Annotated in this window: 11 protein-coding genes; 2 read left to right on the top strand and 9 right to left on the bottom strand. The window is 56.9% G+C overall.

Annotated elements, in window-relative coordinates; all coding sequences use genetic code 11:
* Window positions 1–140: 140 nt before the first annotated feature.
* Window positions 141–602, bottom strand: a complete 462-nt coding sequence (locus P9292_RS03950) for a carboxypeptidase regulatory-like domain-containing protein (RefSeq protein WP_244797592.1) — start codon at window positions 600–602, stop codon at window positions 141–143.
* Between the two features lie 233 nt (window positions 603–835).
* On the opposite strand from P9292_RS03950, the gene P9292_RS03955 reads away from it, so the two are divergent.
* Window positions 836–1,279 carry a CreA family protein gene (locus P9292_RS03955; protein ID WP_244797591.1) on the top strand — a complete coding sequence of 148 codons (444 nt, stop codon included), beginning with the start codon at window positions 836–838 and terminating at the stop codon, window positions 1,277–1,279.
* Between the two features lie 454 nt (window positions 1,280–1,733).
* Window positions 1,734–2,180, top strand: coding sequence for a hypothetical protein (locus P9292_RS03960; protein WP_244797590.1), 447 nt, complete (start codon window positions 1,734–1,736; stop codon window positions 2,178–2,180).
* A 932-nt stretch (window positions 2,181–3,112) separates the two neighbouring features.
* Here P9292_RS03960 and P9292_RS03965 read toward each other — a convergent pair.
* The 8 genes from P9292_RS03965 to P9292_RS04000 form a co-directional block, all read right to left on the bottom strand.
* Entirely contained in the window at window positions 3,113–3,277 is a 165-nt protein-coding gene (locus P9292_RS03965; RefSeq protein WP_244797589.1) for a hypothetical protein, read from the bottom strand.
* A 225-nt stretch (window positions 3,278–3,502) separates the two neighbouring features.
* Entirely contained in the window at window positions 3,503–3,817 is a 315-nt protein-coding gene (locus P9292_RS03970; RefSeq protein WP_244797588.1) for a hypothetical protein, read from the bottom strand.
* A 590-nt stretch (window positions 3,818–4,407) separates the two neighbouring features.
* A complete protein-coding gene (locus tag P9292_RS03975; RefSeq protein WP_244797586.1) occupies window positions 4,408–5,049 on the bottom strand; it encodes an HAD-IB family hydrolase in 642 nt (213 codons plus the stop codon).
* A 77-nt stretch (window positions 5,050–5,126) separates the two neighbouring features.
* A complete protein-coding gene (locus P9292_RS03980; RefSeq protein WP_244797585.1) occupies window positions 5,127–5,666 on the bottom strand; it encodes a hypothetical protein in 540 nt (179 codons plus the stop codon).
* A gap of 49 nt (window positions 5,667–5,715) precedes the next feature.
* Window positions 5,716–5,955 carry a hypothetical protein gene (locus P9292_RS03985; RefSeq protein WP_244797584.1) on the bottom strand — a complete coding sequence of 80 codons (240 nt, stop codon included), beginning with the start codon at window positions 5,953–5,955 and terminating at the stop codon, window positions 5,716–5,718.
* Between the two features lie 4 nt (window positions 5,956–5,959).
* Window positions 5,960–8,551 (bottom strand): HD domain-containing protein, encoded by a 2,592-nt coding sequence (locus tag P9292_RS03990; protein ID WP_244797583.1) that lies wholly within the window; start codon window positions 8,549–8,551, stop codon window positions 5,960–5,962.
* Complete coding sequence (locus P9292_RS03995) at window positions 8,548–11,229, bottom strand: DNA topoisomerase (RefSeq protein WP_244797582.1); 2,682 nt, start codon at window positions 11,227–11,229, stop codon at window positions 8,548–8,550. Before P9292_RS03995 ends, P9292_RS03990 begins: the two co-directional genes overlap by 4 nt.
* Before the next feature lie 228 nt (window positions 11,230–11,457).
* Entirely contained in the window at window positions 11,458–12,432 is a 975-nt protein-coding gene (locus tag P9292_RS04000) for a hypothetical protein (RefSeq protein WP_309958091.1), read from the bottom strand.
* Between the last annotated feature and the right edge of the window lie 139 nt (window positions 12,433–12,571).

The following is a 12,571-nucleotide window of genomic DNA, read 5'->3' on the forward strand; positions in this document are numbered from 1 at the left end:
AACACTAACAAGCGGCAGACGGTACAGATCGGTGGCAGGCGTCGTATCAGCAACGCGCAGATGCCATATCCGAGCAACAGACCGATAGGCGCTGATGCCGTAGCGAGCACGAATTGTTCGCCAAGGAGAATACCTGGTGATCAAGGAGCGCGGCATCCAGTACATATCTGCATGACGTCATGCCTGTCCGGATCCTCCCAGGAAAAATGAACGTCGATGCCGCCTCGTGGCGGAACCACGATCTTCCTTGTTTCTGTCACGTGCCTGTCACGCGCAGAGATCTGATACTGGCCAGCGGGCAAATGCACAAAGAGGAATGGGCCTGCCGTCCGCACCGACAGAAGAGATCGTGTTTTCGCCGAGATTTTCACATCGACATCGGACAGGTAATGACCAGACTTGGCCGAGAGCGTGATTCGCACGTTGTATCTGGGTGCGACTGAACGAAAGGCCTTGACTTCATCTTCTCCGATGCCGCCCGTTACATATCGGATACCGTTGTGCTCTGCAGGCACGGGCAGCGGCTGCGCCGACACGTTGGCGCAAACTATTGCGCTAAAGAGAAGCGACGTTGAAAATACTCGAGCAAGAAAGATCAACATGGATACCTCCCGGCCCCGCTTCTCGGGCGCGTGGCAACTGCCACGCATATATACAGAAGAAGCGCTGGCCCAGAGAAAAGAGTGTTCACCACACCAGCATGGTGCCCGGGACCAATAATCGTTTGACGTGCGTCAAGCTCTGATGGATGAGTCGACGTAGTGTGATGCCAGTGGCGCGCGAAAGATGTTCACGACTTTATGTCGGCGTCCAACCGCTGGTGAGGAGATACTTCATGACACGATACCTTGTGCTGCAGCGCAGCCTGGTGATAGCGGTAGCGCTATTCGCGAACCAGGCTGCGCACGGCGAAGAACTCGCCAGAATTTCGACCCATTCGCAACGCTATGGTGGTGAAGTAGAAATATCGGCATATGACGATCCCCTCCTGAAGGGCGTAACCTGCTACCTTTCCAGGAATCACGAAGACAACCGGTCCGGGAACGCCCAAACAAGGTCAATGTCCCAAGCCGACGTCTCCTGTCATCAGGTCGGGAAATTGAGTGTATCGGGGCAAGTGCCAAAACAGGCTATTGTGTTTGACGAGTCGCGAGCCCCGATCTTCAAAGCCCTGCACGTGATCCGCATCCTCGATTCAGAGCGGCTGGTGATGCTTTACCTTATTTACACGGAAAGTGAACTCGCCGGCGATCTGCCCGGTCATGTTGACGTCATCTGACTGCCAGCGCGTGGCAAGCCGACTGCGGAATAGATGCAACGTATCTGCTCGACTCCCGTTAGCCGTCGACTTCAAGCTGCCATTTTTGCCATAGCGACCGCTATCGCTTCAATCCGCATTCTGCCAGATGACGTACTGCATCACCGCAAACGCCGCGATGGCGATCAATGCAATGAATGCAAATCCGATAAGAAGCCACCTGACCATGTCGCCCCCTTGAAGACGCACCGAGACTGAATCCGGTGCATCACAACATGGATGACCCCGGTCGAATTCAAACTATCACTCGCGTCGCGCGAATTATTTGAATTATTGATTCAGATCAAGCCAGGAGGGAGACGCCTGTTTCTGCCCATGCCAGGTCCAAGGGCTCTATATTACGCGTCGCTTGAGCCGGGTCATGTGCCCCTTGCCAGCGAGAAAGTCCGGGTGAATATAGTCACGGAGCAGCGCGTTGAAACTCGAAAGCGATCGCCGCCGGCAAAATCGGCGAACCGGATTCGTATATGCGACCGCTGTGAAGACGTTGTTGGCGATCGCCACGACCTGGCTGAGCGCGGTCGTCAATCATCCAACGGAAAACGCAATTGTGACTAGAATGATGTCATCTGAGTGCGGGAGAGTCGGACGCATAGCGCCGGGCTCCGTGCTTTTCGCATCCCTGACCGACGACGACGCCCGTCATTCGTACTTTTTCTACCGGGCGACAGGACACAACGCCGCCGGCGACACAACTTCCTATACAAGTTTGATTCTCCTAGAACGCGTTGCCGAGTTTTGGAAGCGGATCGGCTACGTGCTTTCTATATGGTTGATCGTCACCGGTGTCACCATCGGTGCCGTCGCCCTTCTTATAACACTCTCTACAAATCATCTGCGTCAGCCTGCTCTCCTCATGTAGTTGGACCACTCATGATGCTCCAATGGGATGCCGTTTTCACTTTCAACGAACGGCTCCATCAGACGACGAGAATCGGATGCGAGGAACAGCACACGCGTTACGATGGTCTTGACACACGTCAATCTGTCAGGACACACGAAACCTATGCTGGGTCCATGGCGACACAAATGCGGTTTCTGGAGGAGTTATGTTGAAAAGCGCAGCAATCGTTGGCCTTTTGATGCTACCCGGAGCCTTCTTCGTCTTGGGACTGGCCTGCATTCATCCAAGCCTTCGCAGGCAGATCGCCAGCCTCAGCGGTCTGTCCGCTCCATTGACCCGGGCGCGGGATAAGTATTCAGGAATCCGTGCAAGGCTCCAGTTGCATCGGACGCACCCCGCCAGGAAGCCTGGGACTTGAAAAGCACAGGTGGCTCCTCGGGTGCACAGTCGTTATTGCGTCGGCGCCTGCCACATCAAGCACATGCCCCGCGAAACATGAAACGCGCAGATACCATAGACCGCCACGGGGCCGAGCCGCCTGTCGCAGCTATCGATGCCAGTTCGAAGTAGCGGTAACGTCGCTGTCACTTCCACGATCTGGAGGTCTGCTGTCGAGACTAAACAGTTAGTCAGCACGTGTTTGATTGCAAAGGTAATTTATACAGGTCCACAAGGCAGACCCCCGCCATGCCTAGATGCCCCTAACCGGAAAATTGCTCAGAAATCAAAGTCACACCTGTCTGGTTGCCCAAGCCGACTCGGCTGTCGGTTTTTGACAATTGCCCTGATTAATTTGACATAATATAAATTATCACCGCTGTTGGTATGTTTGGGGCTGTTGCGTTTTTCGGGCGTCCGGTGACGGTCGATCAAGGCGCACGGCCAGAATTCGCGCAACAGAAACCGACCGTCGAACCACGCAACACCTCATCGGCGTTTGTTACTCAGCGTTACCGGGCCTTCTCGGTGCGCGCTTCCTCTACGTCGCCGGAAGTTTCTCCAATCAGCAGATAGGCGACGGGAGCTTCTGCTGATCCTGGCGAGCGATAAAAAAACGAGGACTCGAAACCCAGCTCGCCTAGATCTTCGCGGAACTGCTTTACTTTTTTCGCCAAGATGGCGCTACGCTCGTCTCTAGATAGCGCGACATGCTGAAACCTCCTCTGGTAGACGCTACCGCGCCGAGAGCCTTCCTGAGATATAGACGAGCATATTATCCGGTAGATCGCGCGCAACACCACGCCATAAGTGCCAAGAATCAACAGCAACGATGTGTAGCGTTTTGGGGCAGGCAGCGTTCGCTAAAACAAGGTGTTTGCGCCCAGATTGTGCGCAAAGGTCTACACGGCCTCGCTATTGTCAACGAGTTCGGGGCGCCATGCGCGTACCACCGATTCGAACTGCGATTCGTATCCCAGGGTGTCTGGGTAACTATTTGCACGCGTAGCAAGCCGAAACACAGTACACACGTCCTCTGTAATGTCCTCGTCGAGACCCCAGCCAGATGTAATGTCATAGCTGCCGCAGTTCGCTGGGTTCCACCATGCCAGCAGGAAATCGGCGACGCGGCGACTCTGGTCGGTGTAGCCGGACGCGATTGCCAAAAGTCGTTCGAGGGCCTCTTTTTCCGCAGGCAGCATTTGTTCGGGGCGCATACGCTCTCCTTCATCGTTTTTGGAGAGTATGGGCGGAAACGAGCACTCGCGGCAACTAGAGGAAAGTTTGCTTGCCCCGACGGAAATGCGGTGGTCCCAGGCAGCCTCAGATCGGCGAGTCGAGTCGATCAATAAGGTGATCGGCCGGGAGCGTTCGTCTTCGCGGCAAGAATTTCCCGGATCGCTGCAAGCGATTTCTCGGCAATCGGACTCGGGTTTGCGTGACGGTGCAAGAGATATGAAGGCGCCGTCAGTCCGAGTTTGCGGCAGACAGCAGAAAGATATGGTTTCGAGCTACCGCCGCAACGCTTTGCAGCAGCGGTAATCGATTCGTCGCTGACCCGTTCCCGCAGCCAGCACATGAGCTTTCGATCTCGCTCGTTTTGCACACGGATAAGGTGCTCCATTCGCGCTATCCTGTACGTAAACACAGTGCTGTAAATATAAACAGTATCGCCCAAAACATCAATGAGGCGCGAAATGTAGCTTGTATTGTCGGCATGAGGGTTTATACTTACTCCGTCTCCTCCATGTCTCCTCCTGATATGGATTCGGCCCGCCTGCTTCTGGCGGGCCTTTCTTTTCGGGTGTCAACGCGACGTTTGTGTCCAGTTGGCCAGTGCAGGTAACTGCCGCTCTCCTCTAATCCATGCGAACGTAGCGATCGCGGCCATGTCTCGGTCCCCTCTACTGTCTCCGTACACATATAGTGTCGAGGGAGGCATCGAATTCCACCATCGCGTCAGGCGCCGAACCTTTTCAGGTCCCCAGCAATTGGCCGAGAGTAGCCGGCCGGAAAAGCCTCGCTCACCGATCTCGAGCTCTGTGGACAGCACCGTATCGATATCGTGGGTTCTCGCCCAGATCTCTAGGTAAAGCGATGGAGAGGCACTTACGATAACCACGGTGTGTCCGAGAGATTGATGATCGCGGATTCGAACAAGCATCTCTGGCCGGACGATTTCCAACAGCCGCGTCGAGCAGAAGCGTTCAGCCGCGCTTTGTAAGGCACCAACAGAGACACCGTGCAGAGCATGACGGAGGAATCGGGCCTTGGCGCTGCCGCGATCGGTGAGACCCAATGGCACCCCTATTAGCCACGGCAGCGCGGCAGCAACGGCCAATGCGAAGCGCGTGCGTCCCACTGTGTGACGTATGAAAGATTTGAGCGAGTCCTGGGTGGTGATGGTGCCGTCGAAGTCGAACGCGGCTACTGTCTGATCTGATGGCATTCAGGCAATGGAAGTTTTGCGGGATAAAAAAAAGAAAAGCCCCGAGCGCGCTATGACGCGCATCGGGGCATGGCGGTTCATCGGGTTACAGAGATACCCTGTGACTCGAAGAAGCTCAACACTTCCTCTTCCGACGGGAAATCACGTTTTTTTTGCTTCGTTGTGAAAACACCGTGATCGTCGAATACCCGATAGACACGGTTCGTTCCAAACCAACAGATGCTGCGCGTTCCGACCACAACAAGCGGTGTACGCCGTTGTGACAGCTTGAATCTCGCACCGTGCAACTTCGCCGCGAGACTCTCTAACAGTTTCTGTGGTTTCGGCGCCTTGGGCGACAGTGACCATTCTCTCCGCACGAGATCTCGGCAGCGCTTCCCGCCGAAACTGTCGAATGCCTCTTTGGTGATGACGTTATCGCGCAGATCGTGCAGTAGGGACCACAGATGTGCGGCTGCCGCTACCCCCTCGGGAGCGGCGTCCGGCTCGATCACGTTGCCATTCGAAGCAATGAGAGACGCGCTCTCTCCCGGGACTGACCCGGGCACAACTTCGGCCTTAAAGCCCCGCGCCGCTAGGAAACGGGAAAGATGTTGGATTTCACTGGCGTAGTGCATGGTTGATTCTCCTCATTGACCGTGTGCGTGTGATGCACAACAGCCGCATCTACTCGACAAGCGAACTGTTCTCCGCAAGCCGATGAGAATGCCTTTCGATCACACTGGTCGGCGGCAGGCCAACTACAAATTCCCCTTCGATCGCCCAGAACTCCCCGTTCTTTCTACCCTTGCTATACGCGTCGTCGATGGTCTCGCGTCCGAATGCCTGGCGAAGCGCATCGATAAACGCCGTGGTCTCCGGCATCTGCTCACGAGCGTTTGTCGGCCTACGCAGCAACGTATCCATGTGGTCACTCCGGGATGCCGACCATCATTGCGCCAGGCTGAGGCTCAATGCTTGGCAGTTTGGCGGATTTGGCGAGTTCCTCGATATCGATGTCGCTCGCGACCTTCGGGATGTCAGTGGCGAGAACATAGTTGAAGCCATTTCTGTTGCCGCATACGACCAGTTGCTTCGAGGCGATAAGATCCTTCAACCGTTCGAGCGTTTTCGTCGCGGTACGTTTGACTGGCTTAACCTTTGGTGTTCGTTTGCTGAATAACAGCGGATCGGTCATCGCTCCTAGCGCAGACAGGGCTTCGAGCGCGGCAGCCTCCTTCTCGGGTGACTGTTTCTTCCGGACGTTCGGCATATCGGCGTCGGGTATGGCGATCCCCGGCCGGTCAACGATCAGCGGCTGTTCCGAAGCCTGGCTAGCGGTAAAGTCTTCAGCGGCGGGCTGCGCCGGCGGAACCTCGACCGTTGGCACTGAGGCCTGTGGCGGAGTGCCGTCTAAACCCACTGAGGATGACGGGAAGTCAGCGAAGTCTCCGCCATCAAATATCGAGCCCATGTCTTCAGCGCCTTCGCCAGCCTTGGGCAGAATATCGTCGAACGGATCTTCAGCGTGCGATGCTTCGACGGGTCCGATCGTCGGCAAATCACCCTCAACAGCGGAGTCTGAATCGCCCCCGATCGTTGGTATATCGGATGCGTCGAGCTCGTGGTTGTTATCCTCATCTGCATCCGCGGCTACTGAGAGTGCCTCAGAATCATTCACTGGGACGGAAGGCACGTCCACCGGCGCCGCGACTGCGCTCGCATCCGGGTTTTTGACGTTGGCACTCGAGTTCTCGGATACGCTGTTCGCTGCCGTCTTCACCGCTGCGGTGGCCGGAACAGCAGCCGGAACAGCCGCCGAAACAGCCGCCGGAGACTGGTTCACAGGGGGGGACGCGGCAGGTGTCGCGGCTGGGGCAGGTGTCACCGCAGGCTCTGTGGTGGTCGCGACCGGGCCCTTCTCAAGCCGCAACTTCGTTTGCGCCTTGGTCTCGCTTCTGCCACTGATCTTGATACCACGGGCTACGTCGTCGCCAAACGCGCGGCGGACGAGGTCACGAAGCACCTCGGGATCACGAATGCCCGGATTGTGCGTATAGATAGGCTTATTGATCACCATTCGTGAGCCGAAATTCGGCAAGCCACCTAGCTCCGCAAATTCAGGCGTTGTCGTCAGCGGTTTGAAGATGACGACAGGTTCCCACGTCGAAATATGCTGCCCGTTCTTGCTACTGCGGAAAGAGACCGCATACATTGGGTGGTAGCGCGCAAAATCGATGCCGTTGTGCTGGTCGTAGAGCAACCCCTTCTCGCCCAGCGTGAACAGAAGGTTCATGGTCACGCGATAACGGGATTCGCCCTCGTCGAGAGACCATCCAAGCTTCGCGAGAATGAGGCGCCGGAGTTCAAGCTCTTTCACGACAATCAGCCCGTCGTGCTTTTGCCCGATCTTGAACGTGGCATCGCGCGCTTTGTCGCCAGTGCCGTTGACGCGGCCGAATTCCGTGACCACTTCAACAAAGGCGTTGTAGATAGAGGTCGCTTGCTCTTCCGTGATTTCGTCATCCTCGTCCGCGGCATCACGGCCGCTCTCGATCAGCCCAGTTTTTTTGTCGACATAGATCAGGAATTCCATCAACGCCGACATCCGGTCATCTATTGCGAGGCCATTTTCATCCACGGGAAAGGCGCTCGGATGATGGTAATGTCCAATCACGAGGTTGATGGCACGGCGATCGCGTGCAGACAGCTTCCAATATTCCGGGAGACGCGCGAGCATCCGGGCGCCCAACGAGTCATGAAAGATGCGGTCGTCATCGTGGTCGGTACTCGACCCTTCTTCGCGCGTGGCGATGCTGCCGTCTTCGTTGATCGTATAGGCTTCGAGTTTGCCGAAGTCGTGAGCCAGCGCGATGATCGGCACCAGCGGGTCTGCCGCATCAAACACATATTCCGGATTGCGCTTGGCGATGATGAGACGCTTGGCTTTCCCGCGCTTCTTCGCGTGCACGCCTTCGTATGTCCAAGCTCCAGCCTCTTGGAGAGCCATCTCGGTCACCGCGAGGCAATGCTCCCACAACCGGCGATTTGCATGGCCGCCCTTCCGGTGGGTTGCCGGGTGCCCCTTGTGAGCAGAGTACACATCCCATACTGCAAGGAAGAATGCCGCATGCTCGGGGTGTTCGACCTTGGTCTTCTCTACCCAGCCGGACACGATCTTGCTTTGAATCGGAAGGCGCTGAGAAGCAGTCGGGACGCGCGGGGACGCGGGCGCCAACATGGGGACATGACCGAGTGTCGACCATATCCCGTTGACGGCGTTGCCGCCCCGGCCCTTGTAGAGCCGGTTCATCGCCTGAACTCGTTCGAACCAGATCAGCCAGACGCCGATGCCGAAGCCGCCCAAGGTGCCGGCTAACCAGTACCCAAGGGAGTAGGACACGTAGCCCCAGTTCTGAATCACTTCGAGCGGCGAGCCGCCGAACTCGACCAGGGTCAGTATGATCCACCAGAAGCCGAAGACCATGAGTGCGGCCCGGAAGATCCGGTTCTTCGAGTTCACAGGAATGCTCCTTCGCTCGTGGCACCGGTAGCACTAGCACCAGCTTTCATTACCGGCTTGCCGTTGTCATCTTGCAAAATGCAGCCGCATCCACCGCCATCCTTCTTGAACGCGCTACAACCCCAGAAGTAGCCCTTCTTATCGCGGCGCTCGCGCCTGAACATCTGCGCTCCACAATCCGGACACGCAATTGGATCGGGCCTGGTCACCGGGGCACCGTCCTTGTCGTCCATCGTGTTTTTGCAGCCTTCCCGATCTGTACAAGACCAGAAGTAACCTTTCTTTCCCCGGACGCGGTTCATGTCTGAGCTGCATTTGGGGCAAGGCTGAGCGGCCACCTTCGGCACGGGATTTCCCGCACTGTCATCCAGTGTCGTCTTGCAATTTTCACGGTCAGTGCACGACCAGAAGTGACCATTAGCACCGGAAATCCGACGCATCAGCTTCTCGCAGACGGGGCAATGCACCGGATTGCCAGATGCATCGGTGGTGTTTACAGTTTCGTCAAAGAAGAACTCCACCTTGTGCTCGTCATTGAGACGCAGGCACGCGGTGAACTTCTTTTTGCTGTTGCTGATGAAGTTATTGAGGTTCATGACCACGCGCGTGGTCAGCAACGTATTGGCCTCTGATGGCTTCAGTTGACGCCCTGCAATCTCTTTCCACAGTCGGAAGCCGCAGGCCGATTCGCAGTCAAACGTTCTTGCACCGATCGCGATCTCGCCGCCGCATTGAGGGCATTTGGCGTCGAGCTTCTTTACTACGACCTCAGCTGCTTTCTTGCGAATTGCGTCGATGATCTGGCGCGTCAAATCACCGATCTCGTTGTTGAACGCATCGCGTCGATATTCGCCCCGCTCAATCAGACGCAACTTGTGCTCCCATTCCCCAGTCAGCTTTGGCGACGCAAGCAGTTCGATCCCGTTATTACGCAGGAACTCGATCAGGCTGATGAGTTTGGGCGTGGGCACCAGGCTTTTGCCGTCGCGCTTCAGATACGGTTCTTTCGGATTACCCTTTCCGTCTTTGTCTGCGAGCAGCCCTTCAATAATCGCTGCACGCGTCGCGGGGGTGCCGAGCCCCCTTTCCTTCATGGCATCCGCTAACTCGTCGTCATCGACGAACTTGCCGGCGCTCTCCATGGCGGCAAGAAGCGTGTCCTCGGTGTACCGAAGAGGCGGCTTCGTCTTGAGCGTCTTCAGCTCGATCCTGACTGTCGTTACCGCCTCGCCCGCTTCATACTTCACCAAGGCTGGCGTCTTCTTATCTTCATCGTCGACATCTGCGCCGTAGACAGCCATCCAGCCTTCGCTGATCAGCACGCGGCCGGATGATTTGAAATGCTCGCCAGCGACGACCGTGATTCGGGTTGTGACCTGGTATTGCGCCGCCGGGTGAAACACGGCGAGAAAGCGGCGCACGATCATGTCGTACACCTTTCCCTCTTCCGGCGTGAGGCCTTCGGGACGCTTGCCCGTCGGAATAATGGCGAAGTGGTCGCTAATCTTGCCGTTGTCGAATATCTTCTTGTCCGGTTTTACCCAGCCACCATCGATCACGCGCTTCGCGTGCGGTTCGTATGTCGTGCCCACCAGTGACTCGATCGTGGATTGCGCTTTTGCGACGTAATCCTCCGGCAGGAAGCTGGAGTCAGTGCGAGGGTAGGTTGTGACCTTGTGCTTCTCGTAGAGCGCCTGCGCGATGTCGAGAGTGCGTTTGGACGAAAGGCCCAGCTTGCGGTTGGCCTCGCGCTGTAGGCTCGTCAGGTCGTATAGCCGCGGTGATCCCTTCGCAGTCGGCTTCGACTCTTCGCGGACATCGGTTGGGTTCGTCCCGCTGCACTTTGCGACAATCGCGTCCGCCCTGTCCTTCTCAAAGAACCGGTTAGCGGTCTCGTCCGATTTTCCGCTGCCGCCGCCCTCACCCAGCTCTTGTTGTTCGCCGGAGGCCTTAAAATTAGGATCGAACCACTTTCCGACATAGTTTCCGGCAGCGACGCCGAAATGACCATGGACTTCCCAATAGTCCTTGGCTCTAAAGGTTCGGATAGCCATTTCCCGATCGTAGACCAGCGCACCCGTCGGCGTCTGGACGCGACCAACCGAACGATTCTCGACAGATGCCGTCTGTCGTTCGTACAGGCGAGTTACGCCACGTGACCCGTTGATCCCGACAAGGTAATCGCCCTCGGTGCGACAGAACGCGGCGTCTGATAGCCCGTCGAAATCCGCGCCAGGTTTCATCGAGTGGAACGATTCCCGAATAGCCTCGGGGGTCATTGATCGAAACCACATGCGCTTCATTGGTTTCGTACAGCCCGCCAGCTTGTAAATCAGGCGGAAGATCAGTTCACCTTCCCGCCCCGCGTCACAAGCGTTAACTACGGCGTCAACGTCTTGGCGAGACATAAGACGCTTGAGTTGCGCAAATAGTTGAGGCCTGTTGGCACCGTCGATCACGCGCAGATCGAATGAAGGCGGGATGACAGGGAGTGACTGGAGATCCTTGCCGGATGTGTCCATCAACGTCGAGAAAACCTCAACCAGATGGCCTTGCGCCGATGAGATGATGACATCCGGGCTTTCAAGCCAATTATCGACGCGCCCGAACCCCCCCAGCGCCAGAGCGATGTCCTTAGCAACTGAAGGCTTTTCGGCAATGATGAGAGTTTTCCCCATCGACTGTGTTCCCCTCTGAATTTGGGTGTGTGATTACTGCTCAGGGGGCCAGCCGCAGGGTGGCTGAATTTGCCGGCCGGCCACCGGGCAAGATAGGGTGTTCCGTTCAAGGCTGCTGAATGTGGCAGCCCACATCGGCTTGCGGCGCCTGTTCTTACAGCGAGCGCAGCCTACTCCGCTTCTGCGTTGGCCCCTGCGCCCTCAAGACTTACAGGGGCCTTCCGCGCTTTACTGCTCGGGCTGGTTGAAGGCGGAGGCGAAAAGTGCCGTGCGATCCACATCCCCGCCGGCGGGCGTTTCCGCGCTCGTGGCCGTTGCTGCGGCTTCGCGGACCGGACGTGCTTCGCGCTCGAACAGCTCGACGGCCCACGCGGGGATGACCTTGATGAATTCCGAACCCGGAGGAACGGGAGCCGGAAAATCCTTCGCCTGGAGAAAAGGAATGATCGACACTGGCGCGATCTTCGTTTCCGGATCGGGGGCGCCAATGGCCTTCACGTCGAGCCGGAATTCAGCACTGACGCTGACCGCAAATCCGCGCTGGAGTTTGTCGGCGAGCGGCTGAAGGTTCTTCCCGTACCAGCGGATCGAGAGGCACTTGTCGGCGTCCTTGGTTTGGCGCAACAGCACCACGAGTCGATCGTTGAGCGGCTTGCCTTCGGGGCCGACGCGATTGCGTTCAAGCGATTTCGCTTGGATGAAGCCAGCAACACGCACGTTGTTGGTCGCGTTGCGGTTCAGCCCCATGACGCGCCAGTCGATTGCGTCGAGTCGCTTTTGAGTGTCTTCCGGCCGTCCGAACTGCTCTTCGAGGCGCTTGATCGAGCTGGGAACCCCAGAGTCTTTCGCCGCTTCGTGCACGAGCGTACCCCACTTGCGCAGCAGGTCTTCTGCATAGCGCTTGTCCATATGCATGGTGTTCGGCTGCTCGAACGAAATACTGCGAAGCCGCACGACGCGTTGGTCGCCTTCCTTGTCTCCAAAGGCGTGGCAGATCGCAAAGACCAGATCGCCTTCCTGGAGGTTTCGGGGCAGCGGCGTCTTCTTCGGATCGAATTCGATCGGAAGCATGTGGTTTTCACTGCGGGTTTGCTGGATGTAGCACACGCCATCACCCGGCTTGCGGAGCACACCGCCGATATACCCCGAATTCAGCATCCCGTTCGGATACGAATAGGAGTCGGCGTTCTTCTTGGCGTCCATGGGCAGCATGGAGAATCTCCTGATTGAGTTGATCGGTACGTTCGCGCACAGAAATTATACTGAACACGTATCGATAATACAACGAAACGACAAAGCTATACCAATCGTTTGTCATAGGTTGTCACGGATCGCCGTATAG

Origin of the sequence: Caballeronia sp. LZ001 (assembly GCF_031450875.1) — a bacterium.
Classification (GTDB): Bacteria; Pseudomonadota; Gammaproteobacteria; order Burkholderiales; family Burkholderiaceae; genus Caballeronia.

Coding starts and splice junctions, on each gene's coding strand:
- P9292_RS03995 (WP_244797582.1), bottom strand. CDS start 11,229: ATGGGGAAAACTCTCATCATTGCCGAAAAGCCTTCAGTTGCTAAGGAC.
- P9292_RS03975 (WP_244797586.1), bottom strand. CDS start 5,049: ATGCCATCAGATCAGACAGTAGCCGCGTTCGACTTCGACGGCACCATC.
- P9292_RS03980 (WP_244797585.1), bottom strand. CDS start 5,666: ATGCACTACGCCAGTGAAATCCAACATCTTTCCCGTTTCCTAGCGGCG.
- P9292_RS03950 (WP_244797592.1), bottom strand. CDS start 602: ATGTTGATCTTTCTTGCTCGAGTATTTTCAACGTCGCTTCTCTTTAGC.
- P9292_RS03955 (WP_244797591.1), top strand. CDS start 836: ATGACACGATACCTTGTGCTGCAGCGCAGCCTGGTGATAGCGGTAGCG.
- P9292_RS03985 (WP_244797584.1), bottom strand. CDS start 5,955: ATGGATACGTTGCTGCGTAGGCCGACAAACGCTCGTGAGCAGATGCCG.
- P9292_RS03970 (WP_244797588.1), bottom strand. CDS start 3,817: ATGCGCCCCGAACAAATGCTGCCTGCGGAAAAAGAGGCCCTCGAACGA.
- P9292_RS04000 (WP_309958091.1), bottom strand. CDS start 12,432: ATGGACGCCAAGAAGAACGCCGACTCCTATTCGTATCCGAACGGGATG.